The sequence below is a fragment of the Pseudomonas sp. MWU12-2029 genome, from assembly GCF_023242425.1.
Lineage (GTDB): Bacteria > Pseudomonadota > Gammaproteobacteria > Pseudomonadales > Pseudomonadaceae > Aquipseudomonas > Aquipseudomonas kribbensis.
Map to the genome: position 1 here is coordinate 360,223 of NZ_JALJDY010000002.1, position 26,263 is coordinate 386,485.

25 protein-coding genes and 1 pseudogene are annotated in these 26,263 nt (G+C 62.2%); 11 read left to right on the top strand and 15 right to left on the bottom strand.

Annotation, left to right across the window (positions count from 1 at the left end; translation table 11 throughout):
• The first annotated feature begins 40 nt into the window (after positions 1 to 40).
• From ubiE to M5B44_RS28975, 11 genes and pseudogenes are all read left to right on the top strand, one after another.
• Complete coding sequence (gene ubiE / locus M5B44_RS06515; RefSeq protein WP_007952418.1) at positions 41 to 811, top strand: bifunctional demethylmenaquinone methyltransferase/2-methoxy-6-polyprenyl-1,4-benzoquinol methylase UbiE; 771 nt, start codon at positions 41 to 43, stop codon at positions 809 to 811.
• The gene (locus tag M5B44_RS06520) at positions 811 to 1,434 is read left to right on the top strand and encodes an SCP2 domain-containing protein (protein WP_248738604.1); all 624 of its coding nucleotides are present in this window, start codon (positions 811 to 813) and stop codon (positions 1,432 to 1,434) included. Before ubiE ends, M5B44_RS06520 begins: the two co-directional genes overlap by 1 nt.
• Positions 1,431 to 3,035, top strand: coding sequence for a ubiquinone biosynthesis regulatory protein kinase UbiB (gene ubiB, locus M5B44_RS06525; protein ID WP_085683997.1), 1,605 nt, complete (start codon positions 1,431 to 1,433; stop codon positions 3,033 to 3,035). Before M5B44_RS06520 ends, ubiB begins: the two co-directional genes overlap by 4 nt.
• 80 nt (positions 3,036 to 3,115) lie before the next feature.
• Positions 3,116 to 3,517 carry a phosphoribosyl-AMP cyclohydrolase gene (gene hisI, locus M5B44_RS06530; protein ID WP_025110285.1) on the top strand — a complete coding sequence of 134 codons (402 nt, stop codon included), beginning with the start codon at positions 3,116 to 3,118 and terminating at the stop codon, positions 3,515 to 3,517.
• Positions 3,510 to 3,842, top strand: coding sequence for a phosphoribosyl-ATP diphosphatase (locus tag M5B44_RS06535; RefSeq protein ID WP_007952422.1), 333 nt, complete (start codon positions 3,510 to 3,512; stop codon positions 3,840 to 3,842). The genes hisI and M5B44_RS06535 overlap by 8 nt, the downstream gene beginning before the upstream one ends.
• A gap of 25 nt (positions 3,843 to 3,867) precedes the next feature.
• A complete protein-coding gene (locus M5B44_RS06540) occupies positions 3,868 to 4,146 on the top strand; it encodes a twin-arginine translocase TatA/TatE family subunit (RefSeq protein WP_007952423.1) in 279 nt (92 codons plus the stop codon).
• Between the two features lie 10 nt (positions 4,147 to 4,156).
• Positions 4,157 to 4,609 (top strand): Sec-independent protein translocase protein TatB, encoded by a 453-nt coding sequence (tatB, locus tag M5B44_RS06545; protein WP_248738605.1) that lies wholly within the window; start codon positions 4,157 to 4,159, stop codon positions 4,607 to 4,609.
• A complete protein-coding gene (gene tatC, locus M5B44_RS06550; RefSeq protein WP_065261773.1) occupies positions 4,606 to 5,394 on the top strand; it encodes a twin-arginine translocase subunit TatC in 789 nt (262 codons plus the stop codon). The genes tatB and tatC overlap by 4 nt, the downstream gene beginning before the upstream one ends.
• On the top strand, positions 5,391 to 6,098 hold the full coding sequence (locus M5B44_RS06555) for a 16S rRNA (uracil(1498)-N(3))-methyltransferase (protein WP_085711040.1): 708 nt from the start codon (positions 5,391 to 5,393) through the stop codon (positions 6,096 to 6,098). The genes tatC and M5B44_RS06555 overlap by 4 nt, the downstream gene beginning before the upstream one ends.
• A gap of 222 nt (positions 6,099 to 6,320) precedes the next feature.
• Positions 6,321 to 7,265: pseudogene (locus M5B44_RS28970) on the top strand (methyl-accepting chemotaxis protein); the annotation flags it as partial.
• 141 nt (positions 7,266 to 7,406) lie between these two features.
• Entirely contained in the window at positions 7,407 to 8,120 is a 714-nt protein-coding gene (locus M5B44_RS28975; protein WP_371320914.1) for a methyl-accepting chemotaxis protein, read from the top strand.
• Positions 8,121 to 8,174: 54 nt separating this feature from the next.
• Here the strand turns inward: M5B44_RS28975 and M5B44_RS06565 are convergent, their stop codons facing one another.
• The 15 genes from M5B44_RS06565 to M5B44_RS06635 form a co-directional block, all read right to left on the bottom strand.
• Complete coding sequence (locus M5B44_RS06565) at positions 8,175 to 8,909, bottom strand: amino acid ABC transporter ATP-binding protein (protein WP_085711038.1); 735 nt, start codon at positions 8,907 to 8,909, stop codon at positions 8,175 to 8,177.
• Entirely contained in the window at positions 8,902 to 9,861 is a 960-nt protein-coding gene (locus M5B44_RS06570) for an amino acid ABC transporter permease (protein ID WP_007952431.1), read from the bottom strand. Before M5B44_RS06570 ends, M5B44_RS06565 begins: the two co-directional genes overlap by 8 nt.
• A 135-nt stretch (positions 9,862 to 9,996) precedes the next feature.
• Positions 9,997 to 10,794, bottom strand: a complete 798-nt coding sequence (locus tag M5B44_RS06575) for a transporter substrate-binding domain-containing protein (protein WP_085711037.1) — start codon at positions 10,792 to 10,794, stop codon at positions 9,997 to 9,999.
• 188 nt (positions 10,795 to 10,982) lie between these two features.
• Positions 10,983 to 13,553: a glucans biosynthesis glucosyltransferase MdoH gene (mdoH, locus tag M5B44_RS06580; RefSeq protein WP_248738607.1), complete on the bottom strand. Its 2,571-nt coding sequence runs from the start codon at positions 13,551 to 13,553 to the stop codon at positions 10,983 to 10,985.
• Complete coding sequence (locus M5B44_RS06585; protein ID WP_085711291.1) at positions 13,546 to 15,360, bottom strand: glucan biosynthesis protein G; 1,815 nt, start codon at positions 15,358 to 15,360, stop codon at positions 13,546 to 13,548. The genes mdoH and M5B44_RS06585 overlap by 8 nt, the downstream gene beginning before the upstream one ends.
• 321 nt (positions 15,361 to 15,681) lie before the next feature.
• Positions 15,682 to 16,119, bottom strand: coding sequence for a D-aminoacyl-tRNA deacylase (gene dtd, locus M5B44_RS06590; RefSeq protein ID WP_065260939.1), 438 nt, complete (start codon positions 16,117 to 16,119; stop codon positions 15,682 to 15,684).
• Complete coding sequence (gene pip, locus M5B44_RS06595) at positions 16,116 to 17,087, bottom strand: prolyl aminopeptidase (protein WP_114881117.1); 972 nt, start codon at positions 17,085 to 17,087, stop codon at positions 16,116 to 16,118. Before pip ends, dtd begins: the two co-directional genes overlap by 4 nt.
• Positions 17,088 to 17,191: 104 nt before the next feature.
• Entirely contained in the window at positions 17,192 to 18,097 is a 906-nt protein-coding gene (locus tag M5B44_RS06600) for an alpha/beta hydrolase (protein ID WP_248738608.1), read from the bottom strand.
• A complete protein-coding gene (locus tag M5B44_RS06605) occupies positions 18,097 to 19,044 on the bottom strand; it encodes a choline ABC transporter substrate-binding protein (RefSeq protein WP_248738609.1) in 948 nt (315 codons plus the stop codon). The genes M5B44_RS06600 and M5B44_RS06605 overlap by 1 nt, the downstream gene beginning before the upstream one ends.
• Before the next feature lie 148 nt (positions 19,045 to 19,192).
• Positions 19,193 to 19,993: an N-formylglutamate deformylase gene (hutG, locus tag M5B44_RS06610; protein ID WP_134825198.1), complete on the bottom strand. Its 801-nt coding sequence runs from the start codon at positions 19,991 to 19,993 to the stop codon at positions 19,193 to 19,195.
• A 10-nt stretch (positions 19,994 to 20,003) separates the two neighbouring features.
• Entirely contained in the window at positions 20,004 to 21,209 is a 1,206-nt protein-coding gene (gene hutI / locus M5B44_RS06615; RefSeq protein WP_248738610.1) for an imidazolonepropionase, read from the bottom strand.
• A 100-nt stretch (positions 21,210 to 21,309) separates the two neighbouring features.
• Positions 21,310 to 22,842, bottom strand: a complete 1,533-nt coding sequence (hutH, locus tag M5B44_RS06620) for a histidine ammonia-lyase (RefSeq protein WP_248738611.1) — start codon at positions 22,840 to 22,842, stop codon at positions 21,310 to 21,312.
• 117 nt (positions 22,843 to 22,959) lie between these two features.
• Positions 22,960 to 24,483: a histidine ammonia-lyase gene (gene hutH / locus M5B44_RS06625; RefSeq protein ID WP_248738612.1), complete on the bottom strand. Its 1,524-nt coding sequence runs from the start codon at positions 24,481 to 24,483 to the stop codon at positions 22,960 to 22,962.
• 69 nt (positions 24,484 to 24,552) lie between these two features.
• Positions 24,553 to 25,383 carry a quaternary amine ABC transporter ATP-binding protein gene (locus M5B44_RS06630; RefSeq protein WP_085711028.1) on the bottom strand — a complete coding sequence of 277 codons (831 nt, stop codon included), beginning with the start codon at positions 25,381 to 25,383 and terminating at the stop codon, positions 24,553 to 24,555.
• Positions 25,380 to 26,231 (bottom strand): ABC transporter permease, encoded by an 852-nt coding sequence (locus tag M5B44_RS06635; RefSeq protein ID WP_085711027.1) that lies wholly within the window; start codon positions 26,229 to 26,231, stop codon positions 25,380 to 25,382. The genes M5B44_RS06630 and M5B44_RS06635 overlap by 4 nt, the downstream gene beginning before the upstream one ends.
• Positions 26,232 to 26,263: the final 32 nt, after the last annotated feature.

Sequence of the window (26,263 nt, forward strand, 5' to 3'; positions counted from 1 at the left end):
GGGATTAGAATGTCGCGCATTCTCTTTTGGTGACAGCGATATGACTGATCAGCGCAAAGGCAGCGATGCCGAACCCACCACTCACTTCGGCTTCAAAAACGTTCCGGAAAGCCAGAAAGCGGAAAAAGTCGCTGAGGTGTTCCACTCCGTGGCCGCCAAGTACGACCTGATGAACGACCTTCTGTCGGGCGGCATGCACCGCCTGTGGAAGCGCTTCGCGATCGAGCTGTCGGGCGTGCGCGCCGGCAACCGCGTGCTGGACATCGCCGGCGGCACCGGCGACCTGACCAAAAAGTTCTCGCACCTGGTCGGCCCGACCGGTCAGGTGGTTCTCGCGGACATCAACGAATCCATGCTCAAGGTCGGTCGTGACCGCCTGCTGGATGTCGGCGTATCGGGCAACGTCGAGTTCGTCCAGGCCGACGCAGAAAAACTGCCGTTCCCGGACAACCATTTCGACTGCGTGACCATCGCCTTCGGCCTGCGCAACGTGACGCACAAGGAAGACGCCCTGCGCTCCATGCTGCGCGTACTCAAGCCCGGCGGCCGTCTGCTGGTGCTGGAATTCTCCAAGCCGACCAACGCGCTGATGTCCAAGGCCTACGACGCCTACTCGTTCGCCTTCATGCCGCTGATGGGCAAGCTGATCACCAACGACTCGGAAAGCTATCGCTATCTGGCCGAATCGATCCGCATGCACCCGAATCAGGAAACCCTGAAGTCGATGATGGTCGACGCCGGTTTCGACCGCGTGACCTATCACAACATGACCGCAGGCATCGTTGCCCTGCACCGCGGCATCAAGCCCTGATGCTGCTGACCGGGCTGCTGGCCAGCGTCGAACTCGGCCTGAACCGCGTGCTGCGTCTCGACAGCACCGCGCTGCCGCGACTGGCGCATCTGACCGGCAAAGTGATTGCCGTGGATTGCCGCAGCCCGGCGCTGCAACTGTTCATCCTGCCGAGCGATGAAGGTTTGGTGCTGGCGTCCCGTTGGGAAACCGGCGTCGACTGCACCCTGCGCGCCCCTGCTTCGAGCCTGGTGAAACTGGCCCTGAGCAAGGACAAGACCGCGGTGCTGCACGCACCGGAAGTCGAACTCGACGGCGACAGCGGCGTGCTGCTGGAACTGGCGGGTGTGCTGCAGGACCTCGAGCTGGACTGGGAGTACGAACTCTCGCGCTGGCTCGGCCCGGTCGCCACGCAACTGGTCGGCGGTCACCTGCGCAGCCGCGCCCGCTGGTATCAACAAGGATTTGCCAGCCTCAACCAGAACCTCGCCGAATACCTGGCCGAAGAATCGCGCACCCTCGTCGGGCAGCGCGAAGCCGAAGCCCGCTTCAGCGAACTGGACCGGATCAAACTCGATCTGGAACGTCTCGAGGCGCGCTTCGAGCGCCTTTCCCGATCCCTCGACCCAAGCGATAACGCATGAAGCTGCTCGCCGTCCGCCGTCTGTTGCGCATCCAGCGCGTCGTGATCCGCTACCGCCTCGATGATCTGCTGTTCGATCTGCCTTTGCCGTGGTTCCTGCTGGCGCTGCGCTATGTCCTGCCGTGGCGCTGGTTCCCGCGCAAGCCGCTGGACCTGAGCCGTGGCGCACGCCTGCGCCTGGCCTTGCAGGACCTGGGGCCGATCTTCATCAAGTTCGGGCAGATCCTCTCGACCCGCCGCGACCTGCTGCCGGAAGACATCGCCGATGAGCTAATGCTGTTGCAGGACCGCGTGCCGCCGTTCGATTCGCAGTTGTCGGTCAAGCTGATCGAAGAACAGCTGGGCAAAAAGATCAGCGAAGTGTTCAGCCGCTTCGACGTCGAGCCACTGGCCTCGGCCTCGGTGGCGCAGGTACACGCCGCGCAACTCAAGACCGGCGAAGAAGTGGTGGTCAAGGTGATCCGCCCGGGCCTGAAACCGGTGATCGCCCAGGATCTGGCGTGGCTGTTCATCCTCGCCCGCGCCGCCGAGAAGGTTTCCGCCGACGCCCGCCTGCTGCACCCGGTGGACGTGGTCAGCGACTACGAAAAAACCATCTACGACGAACTCGATTTGCTGCGCGAGGCGGCCAACGCCAGCCAGTTGAAGCGCAACTTCGAAGGCTCGCCGCTGCTCTACGTGCCGCAGGTCTATTGGGACTGGTGCCGGCCGAAAGTGCTGGTGATGGAGCGCATCTACGGGATTCAGGTAACGGATCTGGCGACCCTCGCCGACCAGCGCACCGACATGAAAATGCTTGCCGAGCGCGGTGTGGAAATTTTCTTCACCCAGGTGTTCCGCGACAGTTTCTTCCATGCCGACATGCACCCGGGCAATATCTTCGTCAGCACCGTCAATCCGTGGAGCCCGCAGTACATTGCGATCGACTGCGGCATCGTCGGCAGCCTGACCCCGGAAGACCAGGATTATCTGGCGCGCAACCTGTTCGCCTTCTTCAAACGCGACTACCGCCGCGTGGCGCAGTTGCACATCGATTCGGGCTGGGTGCCGGCGGAAACCAAACTCAACGAATTCGAAGCAGCGATCCGTACCGTGTGCGAACCGATCTTCGAAAAACCGTTAAAAGATATTTCATTTGGCCAGGTGCTGATGCGCCTGTTCCAGACTGCGCGCCGCTTCAACATGGAAGTGCAGCCGCAACTGGTACTGCTGCAAAAGACCCTGCTGAACATCGAAGGCCTGGGTCGTCAGTTGTACCCGGACCTGGATCTGTGGAATACCGCGCAGCCGTTCCTCGAACGCTGGATGCGCGAACGCGTCAGCCCGAAAGCCTTGATCGGCAACGTGCAGAGCCAGTTCGAACAGCTGCCGCACCTGGCCAACATGGCCCGCGACCTGCTCGAGCGCATGTCCCAACCCCACGCCAACGACCCGCCACCGCCGTGGAAAAAGCGCAAGGACGACTGGTTCCTGCGCCTGCTCGGCAGCGCCCATCTGGCGGGCGGCACGATCCTCGCCGCCGGTGGCCCGCTGAATGAACTGGGGCATTGGCCTGCCGGGATCATGGTGGCAGTCGGCTTGTATCTGGTCGTTCGCCGATAGCCAGTTGCGTGATCGGCTGGCACACTGTTTCAACGCCTGAACCCGACTATTGAAGTGTGGGTTCGCTGTCGGAGTCGAAGATGAAAAACTGGCTGGACGAGATCAAGTGGGACGCCGATGGCCTGGTGCCGGCGATTGCCCAGGATCACAAGACCGGACGCGTGCTGATGATGGCCTGGATGAACCGCGAAGCCCTGGAGCTGACCGCATCCGAAAACCGTGCCATCTACTGGTCACGTTCCCGTGGCAAGCTGTGGCGCAAGGGCGAAGAGTCCGGCCATGTGCAGACCCTGCATGAAATGCGTCTGGACTGCGACGCCGACGTGATCATCCTGATGGTTGAACAGATTGGCGACATCGCTTGCCATACCGGCCGTCAGAGCTGCTTCTACCGCGTCTTCGAAAACGGCGACTGGAAAACGGTCGACCCGGTCCTGAAAGACCCGCACGCTATCTATTCCGCAGGACACAAACATGAGTGACACCCTGACCCGCCTCGCTCAGGTGCTTGAAGAGCGCAAGGGCGCTGCTGCCGACAGCTCATATGTAGCTAGTCTGTATCACAAGGGCCTGAACAAGATTCTGGAGAAGGTCGGCGAAGAGTCGGTCGAAACGATCATTGCCGCCAAGGACGCCGCCGTCAGCGGTGACTGCAGCGACGTGATCTACGAGACCGCCGACCTGTGGTTCCACAGCATGGTCATGCTCGCCCAGCTGGGGCAGCATCCGCAGGCTGTACTCGACGAACTGGATCGTCGCTTCGGCCTGTCCGGACACGTCGAGAAAGCCTCGCGTCCGTCCGCCTGAACAACTTTTAGAGAGGAACAGCAACATGGGCATTTTTGACTGGAAACACTGGATCGTCATTCTGGTTGTCGTGGTGCTGGTGTTCGGCACCAAGAAACTGAAAAACCTCGGCACCGACGTCGGCGAGTCGATCAAGGGCTTCCGTAAAGCCATGAACGACGACGAAAAACCGGCCGATCCGACCGTCACGCCTGCGCAGCCGGTACCACCGGTGCAGCCGCAAGCCACCGCTCAGGCCAACCCGCCGCACACCATCGACGTGCAGGCGCAGAAAGTCGAAGAGCCGATCCGCAAAGACGTGTGAGCACTGACTAATGTTTGGTATCAGCTTCTCTGAACTGCTGCTCGTCGGCCTCGTTGCCCTGCTGGTGCTGGGCCCCGAGCGTTTGCCGGGTGCCGCGCGCACCGCCGGCCTGTGGGTCGGGCGGCTGAAGCGCAGCTTCAACGCGATCAAACAGGAAGTTGAACGTGAAATCGGTGCCGACGAAATCCGTCGGCAACTGCACAACGAACACATCCTGTCGCTGGAACAGGAGGCGCGGAAGATCTTCACGCCACCGGTTCAGCAGGAGCCGACGCCCGTGCAGCCGGCGGCAGAGCAGACGCCTGCGGCTCCCGCTTCGGAGCAGCCGGCGAGCGTCGAACACGTCTCTGCCACCGCCGTTGAAGCTACGCCGATCATGAAGCCTGTCGAACCCGTTGCACCTGCGGCTGCGCCTGTTGCGCCGGCCCCTCACGACCCAACATTGCCGCCGCGAGCCCCATGAGCGATCTCCCCGAAAACGACCAGCACATGCCGCTGGTATCGCACCTCACCGAGTTGCGCACCCGCCTGCTGCGTTGCGTCGCGGCGATCTTCATCATCTTCGCCGGGCTGTTCGCCTTCACCCAGCAGATCTACACCTTCGTCTCGACGCCGCTGCGCCAGTACCTGCCGGCCGGCGCGACGATGATCGCCACCGACGTGTCGTCGCCGTTCCTGACGCCACTGAAGCTGACGATGATGGTCTCGCTGTTCCTCGCGATCCCGGTGATCCTGCACCAGATCTGGGGCTTCATCGCGCCGGGCCTGTACAAGCACGAGAAGCGTGTCGCGGTGCCGCTGCTGATTTCCAGCATCCTGCTGTTCTACACCGGCATGGCCTTCGCCTACTTCTTCGTGTTCCCGCTGATTTTCAAGTTCTTCGCCTCGGCCACCCCCGCCGGCGTGGAAATGATGACCGACATCACCAGCTACCTCGATTTCGTCATGACGCTGTTCTTCGCCTTTGGCGTGGCGTTCGAAATCCCGGTGGCCGTGGTGCTGCTGGTGTGGATCGGCGTGGTCGACGTCAAATACCTGAAGAAGATCCGCCCGTACGTGATCATCGGCTGCTTCGTGGTCGGCATGATCCTGACCCCGCCGGACATCTTCTCCCAGACCCTGCTGGCCGTACCGATGTGGATGCTGTTTGAAGTCGGCATTCTGTTCGGCAGCCTGGTCAGCAAGCGCGAGCGCCCGGACGAAACCGTCGACGACCACAACGACCAGCCGCCAGCGACCCAGCCATGAACCTGCTGTTGCTCGAAGAGGCCGATTTCATTGCGGCCGACCGCGTCGTGCTGCGCGACCGACGCCTGACTCACATGCAGGAAGTCCATCGCTCGGAAGTCGGCGACAGCCTGCGGGTCGGGCGTATCAACGGCTTGATGGGCTCCGCCGAGCTGCTGCGCCTGGAAGCGGGCGAAGCCGAACTGCGGGTCACCCTCGATCAGCCACCGCCGGCCAAACTGCCGCTGACCCTGGTACTCGCCCTGCCTCGCCCGAAGATGCTGCGTCGGGTGTTCCAGACCGTAGCGACCATGGGTGTGTCGAAGGTGATTCTGGTCAACAGCTATCGCGTCGAGAAAAGCTTCTGGCAGACGCCGTTCCTGGAACCGGAAGCGATTCGCGAGAATCTGATCCTCGGCCTCGAACAGGCCCGCGATACCGTGCTGCCGGAAATCATCATCGAGAAGCGCTTCAAGCCGTTCGTCGAAGATCGCCTGCCGGCCATCACCGACGGCACCCTCGGCCTGGTCGGCCATCCGGGCAACTTCCCGCCCTGCCCCCGCGCCCTGAGTGAGCCGGTGACCCTGGCCATCGGCCCGGAAGGTGGCTGGATTCCCTACGAAATCGACCTGCTGGGCAAATCCGGCCTGCAACCGGTGCAACTGGGCGATCGCATCCTGCGGGTCGAAACCGCCGTCACCGCCCTGCTCGCCCGCCTGTTCTGAACCTGCCGGCGCCATTCGGCGCCGGACAAATCGCGTTACAGATTGCCATCATCCAGCCGATACAGTCTCCATAAGTCCAATTAGTGGTCCGAGGGGAGTCGTCGCATGTACCGTTGGTTAGCCGAGAATCTTGGAAACGTCAGCGTCAAACGCAAGCTGGGCATCGGTTTCGGCCTGGTGCTGCTGCTGACGCTGTTGATCACCTTCACCGGCTGGACCGGCATGAGCGGCATCATCAGCCGCGGTGACAAACTCGGTTTCATCTCCAGCCTCAACGAGCTGACCAAGGACCTGCGTCTGGCGCGTCTGGACTACGAAATGCGCCGTGGCGAACAAGGCCCAGGCACAGTCAATGACCTGCTCGGCAAACTCGACAGCGGATTGCAAACCGCCCGTAGCCTGATCGAGCAACCGTCGGACGCCACGAAAGTCGATCAGCAACTGGCGGCCGTCGCCGAGTACAAACGAGCCTTCGCCGACATGGTGCAGGCCGGCGCCAACCGCGAAGATGCCCGCAGCAAACTGGGCGCCACCGCCGACAACGCCGTGGCCAAGGTCGCCGAAGTCGAAAAATCCATGCTTCAGGGCGACAGCGTTGCCCAGTTCAACGCGGTGATCGACCTGAGCAAGCTGATCCAGCAGGCGCGCTTCCAGGTCCGTGGCTACACCTACAGCGGCAAGACCGAAGCCGAGCAACCGGCCCTCGACGCCATCGACAACGCCCTGAAAAACCTCGAGACCCTGCCGGCCAAGCTGCCTGAGCAACACATCGCCAACCTGCAACAGGCCACCGATTCGCTCAAGGCGTATCGCGCTGCCGTCAGCCAGTTCCGCGACTCCCAGGTGGCCAGCGCCAAGGCTCTGGCCCGCATGTCGGTGCAGGGCGACATCCTGCTCGATGTCAGCAAGCAGCTCACCGAATCCCAGACCGTCGTTCGCGACACCGACGCCGCCAGCGCCAAGAATCAGCTGCTGATCGCCACCTTGCTGGCCGTGGCTTTCGGCCTGCTGGCCGCCTGGGCGATCACCCGGCAGATCATCATTCCGCTGAACCAGACCCTGAAAGTCGCCGAACGCGTAGCCTCCGGCGACCTGACCCACAACCTGATCTCCCAGCGCCGCGACGAACTCGGCCAGTTGCAGCGTTCGATGCAGAGCATGACCCAAGGCCTGCGCGAACTGATCGGCGGGATCAGCGACGGCGTCACCCAGATCGCCAGCGCCGCCGAAGAACTGTCCGCCGTGACCGAACAGACCAGTGCCGGCGTAAACAATCAGAAAGTCGAGACCGATCAGGTCGCCACCGCCATGAACGAAATGGCTGCCACCGTGCAGGAAGTTGCGCGCAACGCCGAGGAAGCTTCGGAAGCCGCCGTCGCCGCTGACCAGCAGGCCCGTGAAGGCGACAAGGTCGTCGGTGAAGCCATAGCCCAGATCGAACGTCTGGCCACTGAAGTCGGCCACTCCACCGAGGCCATGGGCGAGCTCAAGCGTGAAAGCGACAAGATCGGCAGCGTCCTCGACGTGATCAAGTCCGTGGCCCAGCAAACCAACCTGCTGGCCCTCAACGCCGCCATCGAAGCGGCCCGTGCCGGCGAGGCCGGACGCGGTTTTGCGGTGGTCGCCGATGAAGTGCGCAGCCTCGCCCAGCGCACCCAGAAGTCCACCGAAGAGATCGAAGAGCTGATCGTCGGCCTGCAGAACGGCACCCAGCAAGTGGCGACGATCATGGACAACAGCCGCACCCTGACCGACAGCAGCGTCGAGCTGACCCGCCGTGCCGGTGGTTCGCTGGAAAGCATCACCCGCACCGTTTCGGCGATTCAGGCGATGAACCAGCAGATCGCCGCGGCGGCCGAACAGCAGAGCGCCGTGGCCGAAGAGATCAACCGCAGCGTGCTGAACGTGCGGGATGTGTCGGATCAGACGTCGGCAGCGAGCGAAGAGACGGCGGCGTCCAGCGTCGAACTGGCGCGCCTGGGCACTCACCTGCAAACGCTGGTGGGGCGGTTCAAGGTTTAAACCGCGCAAACAAAAAAATCGCAGCCATTGGCTGCGATTTTTTTTGTCCTGCGTTTAGAGGACTTGCCGCAGAAACGCCTGGGCTCGCGGATCCTTCGGCGCGTCGAAGAACTCCGTCGGCGAAGCATCTTCCAGCAGTTTGCCGTGATCGAAGAACAGCACCCGATCCGCCACTTCCCGGGCAAAGCCCATTTCGTGGGTCACGCAGACCATGGTCATGCCTTCCACAGCCAGGTTCTTCATCACGTCCAGCACTTCACCGACCATTTCCGGGTCAAGGGCCGAGGTCGGCTCATCGAACAGCATGACCTTCGGATCCATCGCCAGCGCCCGGGCAATTGCCACGCGCTGCTGCTGACCACCGGACAGGCGCGAAGGGTATTCGCGGGCCTTCTGTGCAATTCCAACCTTCTCCAGCAACGCCAGGGCCTTGGCCTCGCTTTCCTTCTGGCCGCGCTTGCGCACGACTTTCTGCGCCAGGCACAGGTTTTCCAGCACGGTCATGTGCGGGAACAAGTTGAAGTGCTGGAACACCATGCCGACTTCGCGGCGGTAGGCGTTGACGTCGGTTTTCGGGTCGGCGAGTTGCAGGCCGTCGATGCTCACCGAGCCGGAATCGAACTCTTCCAGGCCATTGAGGCAGCGCAGGAAGGTCGACTTGCCGGAACCGGACGGACCGAGCACCACCAGCACTTCGCCCTTGGCCACGTGGGTGCTGACGTGATCCACGGCGCGGACTACCTGGCCACGGGTGTCGAAGACTTTTACCAGATCGCGGACTTCAATCACTTTGCGCGAGCCTCCGCTCAAGCCGGCTGGCGATTTTCGACAGCGGCAGGTTGATCAACAGGTACAGGCCGGCCACGCAGAACAGGATTTCGAACGGCGAAAACGAGGTGGTGATGACTTCACGGCCGCTTTTCAGCAGCTCGGTAATCGCAATCACCGACACCAGCGAGGTGTCTTTCACCAGACTGATGAACTGCCCGGCCAGCGGCGGCAGCACGCGTTTGAACGCTTGCGGCAGCACCACATGACGCATCGACTGACCAGCGCTCAGACCCAACGAACGCGCTGCTTCGTTCTGCCCACGGGCAATCGACTGCACGCCGGAACGGATGATTTCCGCCACATAGGCGCCGGTAAACAGCGACAGTGCGGCGATCCCGGCGAACTCCCGGGACAGGTTCATCACCGTGCCGATGAAGAAGTAGAAAATGAAGATCTGCACCAGCAGCGGCGTGCCGCGTACCAGTTCGACATAGATCGTCGACAGGTCGCGCAGGGTCGGGTTGCTCGACAAGCGGCACAGCCCGGTCGCCAGACCGATCAGCAGCCCCAGCACGCCGGACACCACCGACAGCCAAAGCGTCGTCCACAGGCCCCACAGCAGCGGACCCGCCGCCCAATGTCGGGTTACGCCCACGACGTCACCTTCGGCCACATCGTCGCCCTGGGCGAATTGCAGGCTGTTTTCGTCGACGGTCAGGTGCTGCTCGTCACCGGCATCGTTGCGCAGGGTGACCTGCGCGCTGCCGCCCTTGCGCACCAGTTCGCTGACGGTGGAGATGTCAGTCGCACGCTGGGTTTCCTCGGCCTGATAGGCGAAGTACTGCGGCACGCGGTTCCAGCGCCATTCGTAGGACATCAGCGACGTGGCGTAATACAGCGCGCCAGCCAGGCCGACCAGCACCAGCACGGTCAGGACGTGCCAGGGCCATTGGGCTTTTTTCTGTTTCATGGGTTTAGCGAAATCCGAAAGTTGTGTCGCCGGGGAGGCCGCTATCGCGAGCAGACCCGCTCCCACAGGGAAACGCATTCCAATGTGGGGCCAGCCTGCTGGCGATGGGCGCGACGCGGTCAGTCTGACCAGCGCTTATTCCATGTCCTTGAGCCACTCGGTGCTCTTGAACCACTTGTCATGGATGCGATCGTAGGTGCCGTCTTCGTGGATCTGGTGCAGGAAGTTGTTGATGAAGTTGATGCTGTCGTAATCACCCTTCTTCAGACCGAAGGCCAGCGGCTCGTAGGTGAACGGCTTGTCGAGGAACACCAGCTTGCCGGCGCCGACCTTGTTCACCGCGACCACGTTGTACGGCGCGTCGTAGATGAAGGCGTCAGCCTTGCCGTTGACCACGTCGAGCACGGCTTCCTGCTCGTTGTCGTAGCCGTGGTACTTGGCCTTGGCGATCAGCTTCTTGGCGACCATTTCGCCGGTGGTGCCGAGTTTGGAGGTGATGCGGTAGTCGGCGGTGTTCAGGTCTTTATAGGACTTGATGGTGCCTTCCAGCTCCTTGCGGATCAGCAGGGTCTGGCCGACCACAATGAACGGTTCGCTGAAGTTCAGGCGCAGGTTGCGTTCCTGGGTCAGGGTCATGCCGCTGCCGATCATGTCGAACTTGTCGGTCATCAGCGCCGGGATGATACCGTCGTAACCGGTCGAAACCAGCTCCAGCTTGACGCCCATGGCCTTGGACATGGCTTTGAGGATGTCGACTTCGAAACCGATGATCTCGCCGCGCTTGTTAGTCATCTCGAACGGCATGTAGGTCGGGTCCATGCCGACTTTCAAGGTGCCGCGCTTGACCGCGTCATCGATTGCGCCGGCCTGCGCCGCATTGACTGCAACCAGTGCCGTGACGCCGACCAGCAGCATCGACAGATACTTCTTCATCTTCAAGTCCCCAAAACCATTGCGTTTGCGGCGCGAAAACCGACAGAGATGGACAAAAGTGTCCGGGTGCGCCAATTCGGGGACGGATGCTAACGCACTCGTCCGTTTGCACAAGGTTTTTTCATGAGTGGCTGACCGATGCCAGCATTCGGCAGGCAAAAAAAACCCCGCTTTCGCGGGGTTCTTCATCAGGCCGGTTGCGCCTGCAAGCTCACAGGCTTGAGCGGCAACAGCGGCGCATGGGGATCGGCTTTCACCGAGGCCCGCCACGCGTCCAGCCACTCAGCGTGACCTTCGGCCCACACCTGCTCGTGCAGACGGGCCAGGGCCACCGGATCGCTCAGCAGCTGCAGGCGATCATGGTTGTTCAGCCCGGCCGGGCCGACCTTGATCGCGTGACGCACACGTTCCTGACGCAGCCACTCGATCGGCTCGGCCTGACCGTGACGCGAGGTCGCCAGCGAGCACGCCAGGGCGTTCTGCTGCGGATCGACCACGGCACGGACAAAGCCGTCGTTCAGCGCATGCCAGCGGTTTTCGTGGGTGTACTGATCGGTGGCCAGCAGTGCCTGTGGCGGATTGTATTCCTCGGGAATGAGGAACAGGCTCTCGTCACGGGATTTGAGGCCCAGGCCCACACGGCTGGAAATCACCGACACCGGAATCGACAGCATCAGCGAACCGACGATCGGCACCAGCCACCACAGGAAGCTCGGGTTCAGCCAGATCACCAGCAGCGCCCAGAAGAAGCCCAGCAGGGTCTGCGGACCGTGGCGCTTGACCGCCTCGCTCCATGGCGTGGAGTCGTCGTCACGCTGCGGCGAGTTCCAGGTCGCGGCCCAGCCGAGGAACGCGGCCAGAACGAAACGGGTGTGGAAAATCATCCGCACCGGCGCCAGCAGCATGGAGAACAGCATCTCCAGCAGCATCGACAGGGTCACCTTGAACTTGCCGCCGAACTCTTTCGCGCCCTTGGCCCAGATCAGGATGATGCTCAACAGTTTCGGCAGGAACAGCAGCACGATGGTCGTCGAGAACAGCGCAACCGCTTTATCCGGATGCCATTGCGGCCACAACGGATAGAGCTGGCGTGGCTCCATGAAATACTGCGGTTCCATCAGCGTGTTCACCGCCAGCAGTGCGGTGGACAGCACTAGGAAGAAGAACCACAACGGCGCCGACAGGTAAGACATCACGCCGGTCAGGAACACCGCGCGGTGCACCGGGTGCATGCCTTTTACCAGGAACAGGCGGAAGTTCATCAGGTTGCCGTGGCACCAGCGACGGTCACGCTTGAGCTCGTCGAGCAGGTTCGGCGGCAGTTCTTCGTAGCTGCCCGGCAGGTCGTAGGCAATCCACACGCCCCAGCCGGCACGGCGCATCAGCGCGGCTTCGACGAAGTCGTGAGAGAGAATCGCACCGGAGAAGGCACCTTTGCCCGGCAACGGCGCCAGGGCGCAGTGGTCGATGAACGGCTTCATGCGGATGATCGCGTTGTGACCCCAGTAGTGGGATTCACCCAGCTGCCAGAAGTGCAGGCCGGCGGTGAACAGCGGACCGTAAACGCGAGTGGCGAACTGCTGCATGCGTGCATACAGCGTGTCCATGCCCGAAGCGCGCGGCGCGGTCTGGATGATACCGGCGTCCGGCGTAGCCTCCATCAGGCGCACCAGACTGGTCAGGCACTCGCCGCTCATCACCGAGTCGGCGTCGAGCACGACCATGTACTTGTAGTCACCGCCCCAGCGACGGCAGAAGTCGTCGAGGTTGCCGCTCTTGCGTTTGACGCGACGGCGACGGCGGCGATAGAAGATCTTGCCGAAGCCCTTGGCTTCACGGCAGACATCCAGCCAGGCCTGCTGTTCGGCAACACAGATATCGGTGTCGTTACTGTCGCTGAGCACGAAGAAGTCGAAGCGATCCAGGTCACCGGTGGCCGCAACCGACTCGAAGGTCGCACGCAGACCAGCGAACACCCGAGGCACGTCTTCGTTGCAGATCGGCATCACCAGCGCGGTGCGAGCATCTTTCGGAATCGGCTCGTTGCCGGCACTTTTACCGGAGATCCGGTATTTATCGTGACCGGTGAGCAACTCGAGGAAGCCCATCAGCGCGGTCCAGAAACCGGCCGACACCCAGCAGAACAGAATCCCGAACATGATCAGGATGCTGGTCTGCAGCGCATACGGCAGCACTTGCGTGGCGGTTTGCAGCAGCGGTTGATGCAGGACTTCTTCCAGATCGACGAACGACCAGCCCTGGTACGGCATGATGCCTTTCATGTACCAGCCGGCGACGATGGTCTGGCCGAGCATCAGGATCAGCAGGATGTAGCGACGGATCGAACCGACGGTGCGCCAGCGGGCAGCCGGCAGCACGTTCTGGTCTTTCGGCGGCTGCGGCGGGTTGGTCCGGCCGGTCAGGCGACGCCAGCCACGCACCAGGATGTTGGTGCGCCACGGCTCCGGCACGACCTTGGTCCGACGGATCGGCGGCGTGGCCTTGAGGCTGACCCGGCCGCTGGCGTCGAGCACCAGCATTTCCGCGTCTTCCAGCTCTTCGGCAGTGCTCAGGGTCAGGCGCTTGCCCACCGAAGCCTGGGCGGCTTCGGTCGGCGCGTCGAACGTCGAGGACGACAGGCGTTGATGCAATTCGCTGAAGGACTGGCAGCCCGCGAGTTCCGCGCGCTGCTCGTCGGTCATCGGCAGATGCGCCAGATACTCGGACAGAGTCTCTGGCTGTACTTGAGAGTTACTCATCGGCAGGCAACTGATAGCTCCAGGTCTCGGTCAGGACTTCTTCAGTCGAGGCCGGTTCCGGTGTGGCTGGGGCCGCGTCCGCAGCCGCTGGCTGCTTGGCGTCTTTGTTGGCCTTGTCCTTGGCATCTGCCGCTGGCTTGGCGTCGGCCTGTTTGGCTTCGGCGGCCTTGGCTTCCTTGTCGGCTTTTTCCTGTTGCTTGGCGGCGATCTTGTCGGCCTTGGCAACCGAGGAGTTGGAAGCCGGCAGCGAGGTCTTGGCCAGATCGGCCGGAACGATGTTCTGCACCAGTGCGGCACGCATCTCGGTCGACTTGCTCGCGTCCTTGATCTTCATCCGCAGGGTCAGGCGCCAGCCCTTGGTTTCAGGGTTGTAGCGCACGCTGTTCTCGACCAGTTCGGCGTTGTCGCCGACGCTGACCTGGCTGCGAACGTCCGCATCCGGGGCCAGAGCCGCCAGGGACGGGCCTTCGAAATCGACCAGATAGGCAACGCTGCCATCCGGCTGACGGATCAGGTTCGATTGCTTGACGTCACCAGTCGAACGCAGGGTCTGCTTGACCCAGGCGCTGTCCGGCGCGTGAATCGCCGCTTCGTCCATGGTCCAGTGCATGCGGTAGGCGAAGTCCAGCGGCTGGCCTGGCTCCGGCAGTTTTTCCGGGTTCCAGAACGCAACGATGTTGTCGTTGGTTTCGTCGGCGGTCGGGATCTCGACCAGATCGACGGTACCTTTGCCCCAGTCGCCCTTCGGCTCGATCCAGGCGCTTGGACGCTTGTCGTAGCGGTCGTCGAGGTCTTCGTAGTGGCTGAAGTCACGGCCACGCTGCAGCAGACCGAAACCACGCGGGTTTTCGACGCTGAACTGGCTCACGGCCAGATGTTTAGGGTTGTTCAGAGGACGCCAGATCCACTCGCCGTTGCCGGCATGGATCGACAGACCGCTGGAGTCGTGCAGTTCGCGACGGTAGTTGAGCACTTTCGACGGCTGGTTGGCGCCGAACAGGAACATGCTGGTCAGCGGCGCGATGCCGAGCTTGCCGACCTTGTCACGCAGGAACATCTGACCTTTGACGTCGACAATGGTGTCGCTGCCCGGGCGCAGGATCAGGCGGTAGGCGCCGGTCGCGCGCGGCGAGTCCAGCAGGGCGAAGATCACCAGGTGCTTGTCGCCCGGCTTCGGCTGCTGAATCCAGAACTCGCGAAAACGCGGGAATTCTTCGCCGGACGGCAGAGCGGTATCGATCGCCAGGCCACGGGCCGACAGACCGTAGGTGTGACCCTTGCCGACGACGCGGAAGTAGCTCGCGCCCAGCATGGTCATGATTTCGTCTTGCTTGTCAGCCTTGTTGATCGGGTACAGCACACGGAAACCGGCATAGCCCAGTTGTTCTGTGGCCTTAGGATCGAACTGCAGATCGCCGAAATCGAAACGGCTTGGATCGTATTTGATCTCTTCGACGGTGTTCGCGGTGATTTCGTTGATTTTCACCGGCGTATCGAAGTGCATGCCCTGATGATAGAAGGACAGCTTGAACGGGTTCTTCTGGTCGGCCCATTCGGCTTTTTCGGTGCGGAAACGAATCTTCTGATAGTCCGCGAACTTCATGTCACGGAATTCGTTCGGCAGGTTGCTGCGCGGGGCTTCGAATTTTTGCCCGGCCAGCTCTTTGGCCTTGGCCGACACATCGTCAAGATTGAATGCCCAGAGCTGGCCGGCGCTGAGCAGGCAGAGTACTGCCGAGCCCGCTACCAGAGCGCTGCGCAAGCGTTTGGCAGACAATTTTGCTGCATTACAGGGACTAACAATCACGAGCAACCCTCGCCGAAAACAGATCAATAAACCAACGGCCAGATGAAGTGCCTGTGAGGTTTTCGGTACAAAAATACCGGCCTTGCAGGGCACCCTTGCCAAGTTGGCGAGCATTGTTCCGACTCCGCTGGGTCGAAATGATTCCCCAATCGGATCCGGACAAGTCTCTACCTAAGTCAAAATGGACCAACGAACGCTGATCCCCGTAGCGCGCGATTATCTAGTAGCCCGCGTGACAACGCATCAGGGGTAACAAAGTATTTATCGCGAAAATTCCCTGTTTTCAGTCGAAAAGCCCTTAAAAACTTGTTTCAAGCGCTTTCATGTCTGTAACAGGAAGGTTACCGGGCCATCGTTGACCAGGTGCACCTGCATATCCGCGCCGAATCTACCTGATGCCACAGTGCCATGCATCTGTTTCGCTTTGCTTAATAGATAGTCGAACAATTCCTCGCCCAGCGCCGGAGGGGCGGCGGTCGAGAAACTCGGACGCAGCCCGCTTTTGGTGTCGGCAGCCAGGGTGAACTGAGAGACCAGCAGCAGCCCGCCGCCCACATCCGCCAAAGACAGATTCATCTTGCCCTCGGCGTCACTGAATACTCGATAGTTAAGCAGCTTATGCAGAAGTTTGTCGGCGCTGGCCTGCGTGTCGTCGGGTTCGACCGCCACCAGCACCAGCAAACCCTGATCGACGCTGCCGACCACCTCCCCCGCCACTTCGACCCGCGCGCCTTTCACGCGCTGCAAAAGCCCCTTCATGCTTCTTCGGGCGGCAGGTCGAGCAGGCGCCGGGCCATTTTGCTGGCGGCGCGCACCAGTGCATCGGTGATGCCCGGTTCGGACGCAGCGTGACCGGCATCGCGGATCACCTGCAGCTCGCTGTTCGGCCAGGCCTGATGCAGCTCCCACGCATTGTCGAGCGGGCAGATCACGTCGTAACGGCCATGGATAATCACGCCCGGCAAATGAGCGATCTTGCCCATGTCGCGAATCAGCTGGTTCGGTTCGAGGAAGGCGTTGTTGGTGAAGTAGTGGCATTCGATCCGCGCAATCGACAAGGCGCGCTGCGGCTCGGAGAAACGGTCGACCACCAGCGGGTTCGGGCGCAGGGTCGCGGTGCGCCCTTCCCAGGTCGACCACGCTTTGGCGGCATGCATCTGGGCGATCTGGTCGTTGCCGGTCAGGCGTTTGTGGAAGGCGCTAAGCAGGTCGTCGCGCTCGTCCAGCGGGATCGGCGCGAGGTAGTCCTGCCAGTAATCGGGGAACAGACGGCTGGCACCGGCCTGGTAGAACCATTCGATTTCCTGCGGACGGCAGAGAAAGATCCCACGCAGGATCAGACCATGCACACGCTCCGGGTGGGTCTGCGCGTAAGCCAGCGCCAGAGTCGAACCCCAGGAACCGCCGAACAGCACCCATTTTTCGATGCCCAGGTGTTTGCGGATACGCTCGAGGTCTTCGACCAGATCCCAGGTGGTGTTGTTTTCCAGACTGGCGTGGGGGGTGGAGCGTCCGCAGCCACGCTGGTCGAAGGTGACGATGCGATACAGGTTCGGATCGAAGTAGCGACGGCTCTGGGCATCGCACCCGGCGCCCGGGCCACCATGGATGAACACCACCGGCAAACCTTCCGGTGAACCGCTTTCGTCGACGTACAGCGTATGGGTGTCGTCGACGGCCAGATCGTGCCGTGCGTGAGGTTTGATCTGCGGAAACAAAGTCTGCATTGCGCGCTCCGTAAGGGGTCGAGGTCATCCCTGGGGGGACTTCTATTATTCTGCCGTCCGGCATCATAAACCCGATTTACGTCAATGAGCATGCCCGCACGCTGTCACATTTTGTCAGCCATGAACCCCAGCAGGTTTTCGTAGAGGCGATCGACTTCGGCGACCTGATGTCGCGCCCGCAGGCAGCCGTGCACCAGCCCTTCGCCGTAATACAGCGTGGCTTCGCCCCCGGCGGCGGACAGTCGTTCGACGTAGCGCACACCGTCGTCGCGCAACGGATCGAACTGCGCCACGCCGATCCAGGCCGGGGGCAATCCGCTGAAGTCATCGGCGAGCAACGGCATGGCCCGGGCATTCGGTTGTGGCGTGCCGCGCAGGTACAGCGCGTGGTAGCAATCCACATCGCTGCTGGAGAGTAACGGCGCATCGGCGCACTCGCTGCGTGACGGCAGATGCTCGCCGCCACCCAGTCCGGGATAGATCAGCACTTGGGCTTTGGGCATCGGCTCGCCTGCATCGCGCAGGGCCAGGCACAACGCAGCGGCGAGATTGCCTCCGGCACTGTCGCCGGCCACCAACATCCGCTCGGGGTCGAAGCCGAACGACCCACTGCGCAGGGCACGCCAGACACTCAGGCAATCGTCAAACCCGGCGGGAAACGGATGCTCCGGTGCCAGCCGATAATCCACCGCCAGCACCATCGCCCCCAGCGCCATGGCCAGTTCGCAGCAGATGAAGTCGTGGGAATCGAGCCCGCCGACCACCCAGCCGCCACCGTGCAGGTACACCACGCAGGATGGTGACGCCGCAGGTGGGCGATAGGCGCGAACCGGCACCGCGCCCAACCGAAAGTCCTCTACCTCAAGTCCTGCCGGGCGCGTCGGAGTGAACGCCCGGCACATCTCGTCATAGCCACGGCGCAATCCGGCGAAGCTGCTGTCATCGCTGGCGAAGCTTTCGGTTCTGGCGACAAACGCCGCCATCGCCGGTGAAAGTGGATAAGTGCTCATCAGTTTTTCAGGCTGGCCTGAACCGTGGCCACGCCGTCCTTGCCGTCGAAACTGCTGACACCCGCCAGCCAGCGCTGCAGATCTTCGGGATGCTCACGCAGCCAGGTCTTCGCCACTTCCTGAGGTGTCTTGCGCTCCATGATCGGCACCATCAACTGGCTTTCCTGAGCGGCGGTGAAAGTCAGGTTTTCCAGCAGTCGATGGACGTTCGGGCAACGCTCGGCGTAGTCCGGCGAGGTGACCGTGGAAACGGTGGCGGCGCCTTCGTTCGGGCCGTAGACGTCTTCGCTGCCGGTCAGGTAGGTGATTTTCATGTTGATGTTCATCGGATGCGGCGTCCAGCCAACGAACACCACGAACTCCTTGCGATTCACCGCGCGCTGCACGGCGGCGAGCATGCCGGCCTCACCGGACTCGATGATCTTGAAATCCTTCAGGCCAAAATGGTTGGTTTCGATCATGGTCTTGATCGTGGTGTTGGCGCCACTGCCGGGCTCGATGCCGTAGATCTTGCCGCCGAGCTGATCCTTGAATTTTGCGATATCGCCGAAGGTCTTCAGCCCCGCCGCCGCAACGTAGTCCGGCACTGCCAGGGTTGCCTGGGCATCGGCCAGACTTGGCTTGTCCATCACCTTGACCTGATTGGCAGCCAGGAACGGCGCGATGTTCTTGTCCATCGCCGGTTTCCAGTAGCCGAGGAAGATATCGAGGCGCTTGTCGCGAATGCCGGCAAAGATGATTTGCTGCACGGCGCTGGTCTGTTTGCTTTCGTAGCCGAGGCCGTTGAGCAGCACGTCGGCCATGCCGCTGGTGGCGATCACGTCGGTCCAGTTGACCACGCCCATGCGCACGGTTTTGCAGGATGCATCGTCGGAAGCCATGGCGCCGGCGCTGAGCAGCGCACTGCCGGTGAGGATTAACGCACAACGAGTGAACAGTTTTTTCATGTGGGATCGTCTCGTGCGGCAGCGGTTTATTGTTCGGATCGGTGTCTTCTTGCACCGTGGCCGAAACATTACGCAGCAGGCGAGACGGAAAAGCGACCTGTGGCGACCGGGATTTGCACGGTGGCGACAGGCGCTCTCCAAAACAGACTCAGTTGTAGTGCTTTGCGCCCCACGCGAGCAGCCCTTGCAGCAACTCCTTGAGCACCACCCGCGTCGGCTCCGCCAGATCGGCGCGGTAGCGGAACGGTTCGAACTCTTCCATGTAGGTGCACTGGCCCAGCTCCAGTTGCACGGCGTGGATGTTCTCGGCCGGGTTGCCGTAGTGACGGGTGATGTGGCCGCCTTTGAAGCGTCCGTTCAGCACATGGCTGTAATCGCCGTGACGGGCGCAGATCGCTTCCAGTTGCGTGGCCAGTTGAGGATCGCAACTGGCACCGTTGAAGGTGCCGAGGTTGAAGTCCGGCAGCTTGCCGTCGAACAGGTGCGGGATGATCGAACGGATCGAGTGCGCATCGAACAACAGTGCGTAACCGAATTCGGCCTTCAGCCGCGCCAGCTCTTCCTGCAGGGTGCGGTGGTACGGCGTCCAGATCTGCTCCAGGTACGTCGCGCGTTCTTCTTTCGACGGCTCCTTGCCTTCCTTGAACAACGGAATGCCATCGAACAGCGTCGCCGGGTACAGCCCGGTGGTGGCGCCGGCATACAACGGCTTGTCGTCGGATGGCCGGTTCAGGTCGATGACGAACCGCGAATACTCGGCCGCCAGGGTGCTGGCGCCCAGTTCTGCGGCGAAATCGTAGAGCTGCGGTATATGCCAGTCGGTGTCCGGCAGGCTTTTCGCGTCCGGGATCAATCCGGCCTCGACCGCCGGGGTCAGGCGCACGCCCGCGTGGGGCATGCTGATCAGCAGCGGCACGCGACCTTGTTTGAAGTTCAGAACCTTATCCACAACCGCTCTCCTACAGACTTGATTCAACGCCGTGACGCACGACGCGTTTGTCCAGTTCACCGCCCAGCCAGTAAGCGAGGTCCGCCGGCCGGTCGATCTGCCAGGCGACAAAATCCGCGACCTTGCCGACTTCCAGCGAACCGTGGGTATCAGCCATTCCCAAGGCTTGCGCTGCATGAATCGTGGCGCCGGCCAGGGCTTCTTCCGGGGTCATGCGGAAACAGGTGCAGGCCATGTTCAGCATCAGGCGCAACGACAGCGCCGGCGAAGTGCCGGGGTTGAGGTCGCTGGCGATGGCGATTTTCACCTTGTGCTTGCGCAGGGCTTCCATTGGCGGCAACTGGGTTTCACGCAGGAAGTAGAACGCGCCCGGCAACAGCACCGCGACGGTGTCGGACTTGGCCATGGCAATGGCGTCGTCTTCATCCATGAATTCCAGATGGTCGGCGGACAATGCGTGATAGCGCGCCGCGAGGCTGGAGCCGTGCAGCGACGACAATTGCTCGGCGTGCAGCTTCACCGGCAGACCCAGTTTTTGCGCGGTGATGAACACCCGCTCGACCTGCTCGGGAGAAAACGCCAGGTATTCACAGAACGCATCCACCGCATCCACCAACCCTTCGGCGGCCAGTGCGGGCAGCATCTCGGCGCAGATGTGATCGATGTAATCGTCAGCGCGATCCTTGTATTCCGGCGGCATCGCGTGGGCGGCGAGGCAGGTGCTACGGACGCTGATCGGCAGCTCGGCGGCGAGGCGACGGATGACCCGCAGGATCTTGCGTTCGCTGGCCAGGTCGAGGCCGTAGCCGGATTTCATTTCAACCGTGGTCACGCCGTCACGCATCAGGCTTTTCAGGCGTTTGGCGGCGCTGGCGAACAGTTCGTCTTCCGACGCTTCGCGGGTAGCGCGCACGGTGCTGGCGATGCCGCCGCCGGCTGCGGCGATCTCGGCGTAGCTGACGCCTTGCAGGCGTTTCTCGAACTCACCGCTGCGGTTACCGCCGAACACGGTGTGAGTGTGGCAGTCGATCAGGCCGGGGGTGACCCACGCGCCTTGCAGATCGTTGACCGCCGGGTATTCGCCGGACGGCAATTGAGTGCGCGGGCCGATCCACTCGATGTGTGCACCGGACGTCACGATGGCCGCATCCTCGATGATCGAGTAGACGCCTTGCGCCATGGTTGCGACGTGGCAGTGTTGCCAGAGGGTTTTCATCCCTTAGTCTCCACAGTATTCAAAATCGAATCGCCAGCAGGCTGGCTCCCACAGGTTGCGCGGTGCTCTTGTGGGAGCCAGCCTGCTGGCGATGAGTGCATCACAGGCTCGGCAGCAACTTCGCCGGAACCAGCTCAGTCAAGATGCGCGAAGCCAGCAGTTCGCTCGCGGCATTGATGTCCGGCGCAAAGAAACGGTCCTTCTCGTAGAACGGCACTTCGCGACGCAGGATTCCCCGGGCCTTTTCCAGTTTGGTCGAGGTCTTCAGGCCGTTGCGCAGGTCCAGCCCCTGCACCGCCGCCAGCCATTCCACCGCCAGAATGCCGCGCGTGTTCTCGGCCATTTCCCACAGGCGCTTGCCGGCAGCCGGGGCCATCGACACGTGGTCTTCCTGGTTGGCGGAGGTCGGCAGGCTGTCCACCGAGTGCGGGTGAGCCAGTGCCTTGTTCTCGCTGGCCAGTGCCGCCGCAGTCACCTGAGCGATCATGAAGCCGGAGTTCACACCGCCGTTGGCCACCAGGAACGGCGGCAGTTGCGACATGTGTTTGTCCATCATCAGCGAGATACGACGTTCGCTCAGGGAACCGATTTCAGCGATGGCCAGCGCCATGTTGTCGGCAGCCATAGCGACGGGTTCGGCGTGGAAGTTGCCGCCGGAAATCACGTCGCCTTCAGCCGCAAACACCAGCGGGTTGTCGGACACGGCGTTGGCCTCGATGACCAGCACTTCGGCGGCCTGACGGAACTGGGTCAGGCACGCGCCCATGACTTGCGGCTGGCAGCGCAGCGAGTACGGGTCCTGGACCTTCTCGCAGTTCTGATGCGAATCGGAGACTTCACTGCGCTCGCCCAGCAGATCGCGGTAAGCGGCGGCGGTGTCGATCTGGCCTTTCTGGCCACGGGCGGCGTGGATGCGTGCGTCGAACGGCGAACGCGAGCCCAATACCGCTTCAACTGTAAGACCACCCAGCGCCAGCGCGCCGGCGAAAAGGTCTTCACCTTCGAACAGACCGCGCAACGCGAATGCGGTGGACACCTGAGTGCCGTTGAGCAGCGCCAGACCTTCCTTCGCCGCCAAAGTCAGCGGGGTCAGACCGGCGACCTTCAGCGCCTCGGTCGCTTCCATCCACTCCCCCTTGTAGCGCGCCTTGCCCTCGCCCAGCAGCACCAGCGACATGTGCGCCAACGGTGCCAGATCGCCGGACGCACCGACCGAACCTTTCAATGGAATGTGCGGATAAACCTCGGCGTTGATCAGGGCGATCAGCGCGTCGATCACCACGCGACGGATACCGGAGAAACCACGACTGAGGCTGTTGACCTTGAGCACCATGATCAGGCGCACCAGCTCATCGCTGATCGGCTGGCCGACGCCGGCGGCGTGGGACAGCACCAGCGAACGCTGGAGGTTTTCCAGGTCTTCGCTGGCGATGCGGGTCGAGGCCAGCAGGCCGAAACCGGTGTTGATGCCGTAGGCGGTGCGGTTCTCGGCGAGGATCTGCTCGACGCAGGCGACGCTGGCTTCGATCTGTGCGCTGGCGCTGTTGTCGAGGGTCAGCTTGACCGGTTGCTGATAGACATCACGCAGTTGGGCCAGGCTCAGTTGGCCGGGAATCAGGTTCAGCGCAGTCATTTAAATGCTCCTTTTGAGGCATTGTTATTAACTACCAGTCGCTCCGGAGCATTCCGTTATCCGTCGCTTCTCGTCTTTTGGACGATCCGCGCCTTGGCACGCTGGTATGGGTAATTGTCAGTGCAAATTCGGCAGTACGTGGTGCAGCAGATCCGGGACTTTCAACACGCTCGCGGCAGCGGCGATATCCGGCGCCAGCCAGCGGTCCTGATCGTAGGCCGGGACCTTCTCGCGCAGCAGTCGCCACGCCACATCGGTGCCGGCGCCGAAGCGTTGTTCCTTGAGGAATTCAAAGGCCTGAGCCGCCAGCAGATACTCGATGGCGAGGATCTGCGTGCAGTTTTCCAGTGCGCGATGCAGCTTCAGCGCGGCGTTGGTGCCCATGCTCAAGTGGTCTTCCTGCAGGCCCGAAGTGACGTAGTTGTCGAGCACCGCCGGTTGTGCCAAATGGCGGTTTTCCGCGCACAGCGACGCGGCGACGTATTGCACGATCATCATCCCGGAGTTCACCCCCGGATTGGCCACCAGAAACGCCGGCAGACCGCTGACGTGCGGGTTGATCAGACGATCCAGACGCCGCTCGGCAATCGAGCCGATTTCGGCCATTGCGATCGCCAGCAAATCCGCCGCCAGTGCCACCGATTGACCGTGCGGGTTGGCCTGGGACATGACCCGGAAGGCGTCCGGCGTGCCCAGCAGCAACGGGTTGTCGGTGCAGCCGTTGAGTTCGGTTTCGATCTGCTTGATCGCGTGTTTCAGTTGATCGCGGGCGGCGCCGTGCACCTGCGGGATCGAGCGGATGCTCAGCGCATCCTGGGTGCGAATGCCTTTGCTCTTCGCGATCACTTCACTGCCGTCGAGCAGCGCCCGCAGATTGACGCCGACCTGTTGCATGCCCGGGTGCGGCTTGAGCGCGATGATCTCGGCATCGAACGCGGCGATCTGGCCGCGTTGTGCTTCGAAACTCATGGCGCCGACCACGTCGGCCCATTGCACCAGACGCGTGGCATCGGCAATCGCCAGGCAACCGAGACCGGTCATGCACGGCGTACCGTTGACCAGGCACAAACCATCCTTCGCCCCGAGTTGCACCGGTTGCAGGCCTTCTTCGGCCAACGCCTGCTGCGCGGAAATCACTTGCCCGCGATAGCTGACATTGCCCACGCCCAGCAGCGCGATACCGATGTGAGCCATGTGGGTCAGGTAACCCACCGAACCCTGGGACGGCACTTGCGGAGTGATACCGCGATTGAGCAACGCCAGCAGTGCTTCGACTACTTGGCGATGAATCCCGGATTTGCCGTGGCTGTAATTGCGGATCGCGGCGCACATGATGGCGCGGGTCTGCTCGTCGGCCAGTACCGGGCCGACACCGCAGGCGTGGCTGAGCAAGGTGTTGCGCGACAACTGGCTGAGTTGTTCGCCCTGCAGCGAGACGTTGGACAGACCGCCCAGCCCGGTGTTGACGCCATAGGCGCGCTCGCCGCTGGCGACGATGCGCTGGACGATGTCCTGGGCATTTTCGATGCGCGCCCAGGTCTGGGCCGACAGCTCGAGCTGCGCGCCGTGACGGGCTACCGCGACCACATCCTGCCAACGCATCGGGGCGTCGGCGATAACGATTTTTTCAGCCTGGGACATCTAAAACCTCTTTAACCTGATCGTCACGAAATGCATTCCCACGCTGACGGTTCGACGTGGGAACGAACCTCAAACCACCGCCGCCCGCCGCTGCACGAAGCGGTCGACATACTCGTCCGCCGGCGAGTGCAGGATCTCTTTCGGCGTACCGACCTGAATCAGGCGGCCGTCCTTGAGGATCGCGATGCGGTTGCCGATGCGCACGGCCTCGTCGAGGTCGTGGGTGATGAAGACGATGGTCTTGTGCAGGGTCTTTTGCAGCTCCAGCAACTGGTCCTGCATCTCGGCGCGGATCAGCGGGTCGAGGGCGCTGAACGCCTCGTCCATCAGGATGATGTCGGTGTCCGCCGCCAGCGCGCGGGCCAGGCCGACACGCTGGCGCATGCCGCCGGAGAGCTGGTGCGGGTATTTGTTTTCGTAGCCCTTGAGGCCCACGGTGTTGATCCAGTGCAACGCGCGCTCGGCGCACAGTTGCTTGCTCTCGCCGCGCACTTTCAGGCCGTAGGCGACGTTGTCGAGCACGGTCTTGTGGGGCAGCAGGCCGAAGCTCTGGAACACCATGCTGATCTTGTGCCGGCGAAATTCGCGCAGGGCGTCCATGTCGTATTGCAGGATGTCCACGCCGTCCACCAGGATCGCGCCGCTGGTCGGGTCGATCAGGCGGTTGAAGTGGCGCACCAGCGTGGATTTGCCGGAGCCGGACAGGCCCATGATCACGAAGATCTCGCCGGTGCCGATGCTCAGGGACAGGTCGTTGACCCCGACCACGCAACCGGTCTCGTTCAGTACCTGCTCCTTGGTCTTGCCCTGGCCGACCATGGCCAGCGCGTCCCTGGAACGGTTGCCGAAAATCTTGAAGACGTTTTTGACTTCGATCTTGCTCACGGTTGCGTTGCTCATTTGCTCACCTCATGCCGTGGCCGACCATACGCCTGGGTAATGCGGTCGATGACCACTGCGAGAATCACGATCGCCAGACCGGCTTCAAGGCCGCGTCCGACGTTGAGGGTCTGGATGCCCACCAGCACATCTTCACCCAGGCCACGGGCACCGATCATCGAGGCGATCACCACCATCGACAGGGCCATCATGGTGGTCTGGTTGATCCCCGCCATGATGCTCGGCAGGGCCAGCGGCAGTTGCACGCCGAACAGTTGCTGCCAGCGGTTGGCGCCGAAAGCGTTGATGGCTTCCATCACTTCACCGTCGACCTGGCGGATGCCCAGATCGGTCAGGCGGATCAGCGGCGGTGCGGCGTAGATCACGGTGGCGAAAATCGCCGGCACCTTGCCCAGGCCGAACAGCATCAGCACCGGGATCAGGTACACGAAGCTGGGCATGGTCTGCATGATGTCGAGCAGCGGCATCAGGAACGAACGCAGGCGATTGCTGCGGGCCGAGAGGATCCCCAGCGGCACACCGATCAGCACCGAGATGACCGTGGCGACCATCATCAGCGCCAGTGTCTGCATGAGTTTGTCCCAGAGGCCGACGGCGCCGACCAGGAACAGCAGGCCAACGATCACAGCGGTGGTCACGACCTTGCGCGTGGCGTGCCAGGCAACGCCCGCGACGATGGCCAGCATCAACCACCACGGTGCGGCGCGCAGCAGGCCTTCAAGGTTGACGATGGCCCACAGCAGGGTGTCGGAGATATGGCGGAACACGTCACCGTAGTTGGTGACCAGTGCATCGACCCAACCGTTGACCCAGTCGGCGATGGAAAACGTAAAGCGTTCGGGAAACATAAGCGGCTCTCAATCAGAAATCTCAATCAAGC

Bases quoted from the DNA above. Each gene is read 5' to 3' on its own strand.
- M5B44_RS06605 (WP_248738609.1), bottom strand. From the start codon at position 19,044: ATGAAAAAACTGTTCACTCGTTGTGCGTTAATCCTCACCGGCAGTGCG.
- mdoH (WP_248738607.1), bottom strand. From the start codon at position 13,553: ATGAGTAACTCTCAAGTACAGCCAGAGACTCTGTCCGAGTATCTGGCG.
- tatB (WP_248738605.1), top strand. From the start codon at position 4,157: ATGTTTGGTATCAGCTTCTCTGAACTGCTGCTCGTCGGCCTCGTTGCC.
- M5B44_RS06635 (WP_085711027.1), bottom strand. From the start codon at position 26,231: ATGTTTCCCGAACGCTTTACGTTTTCCATCGCCGACTGGGTCAACGGT.
- M5B44_RS06520 (WP_248738604.1), top strand. From the start codon at position 811: ATGCTGCTGACCGGGCTGCTGGCCAGCGTCGAACTCGGCCTGAACCGC.
- tatC (WP_065261773.1), top strand. From the start codon at position 4,606: ATGAGCGATCTCCCCGAAAACGACCAGCACATGCCGCTGGTATCGCAC.
- hisI (WP_025110285.1), top strand. From the start codon at position 3,116: ATGAAAAACTGGCTGGACGAGATCAAGTGGGACGCCGATGGCCTGGTG.
- hutH (WP_248738612.1), bottom strand. From the start codon at position 24,483: ATGTCCCAGGCTGAAAAAATCGTTATCGCCGACGCCCCGATGCGTTGG.
- M5B44_RS06555 (WP_085711040.1), top strand. From the start codon at position 5,391: ATGAACCTGCTGTTGCTCGAAGAGGCCGATTTCATTGCGGCCGACCGC.
- ubiB (WP_085683997.1), top strand. From the start codon at position 1,431: ATGAAGCTGCTCGCCGTCCGCCGTCTGTTGCGCATCCAGCGCGTCGTG.
- M5B44_RS06630 (WP_085711028.1), bottom strand. From the start codon at position 25,383: ATGAGCAACGCAACCGTGAGCAAGATCGAAGTCAAAAACGTCTTCAAG.
- M5B44_RS06570 (WP_007952431.1), bottom strand. From the start codon at position 9,861: ATGAAACAGAAAAAAGCCCAATGGCCCTGGCACGTCCTGACCGTGCTG.
- M5B44_RS06600 (WP_248738608.1), bottom strand. From the start codon at position 18,097: ATGAGCACTTATCCACTTTCACCGGCGATGGCGGCGTTTGTCGCCAGA.
- dtd (WP_065260939.1), bottom strand. From the start codon at position 16,119: ATGAAGGGGCTTTTGCAGCGCGTGAAAGGCGCGCGGGTCGAAGTGGCG.
- M5B44_RS06535 (WP_007952422.1), top strand. From the start codon at position 3,510: ATGAGTGACACCCTGACCCGCCTCGCTCAGGTGCTTGAAGAGCGCAAG.
- pip (WP_114881117.1), bottom strand. From the start codon at position 17,087: ATGCAGACTTTGTTTCCGCAGATCAAACCTCACGCACGGCACGATCTG.
- hutI (WP_248738610.1), bottom strand. From the start codon at position 21,209: ATGAAAACCCTCTGGCAACACTGCCACGTCGCAACCATGGCGCAAGGC.
- M5B44_RS06575 (WP_085711037.1), bottom strand. From the start codon at position 10,794: ATGAAGAAGTATCTGTCGATGCTGCTGGTCGGCGTCACGGCACTGGTT.
- ubiE (WP_007952418.1), top strand. From the start codon at position 41: ATGACTGATCAGCGCAAAGGCAGCGATGCCGAACCCACCACTCACTTC.
- M5B44_RS06540 (WP_007952423.1), top strand. From the start codon at position 3,868: ATGGGCATTTTTGACTGGAAACACTGGATCGTCATTCTGGTTGTCGTG.
- hutH (WP_248738611.1), bottom strand. From the start codon at position 22,842: ATGACTGCGCTGAACCTGATTCCCGGCCAACTGAGCCTGGCCCAACTG.
- M5B44_RS28975 (WP_371320914.1), top strand. From the start codon at position 7,407: ATGAACGAAATGGCTGCCACCGTGCAGGAAGTTGCGCGCAACGCCGAG.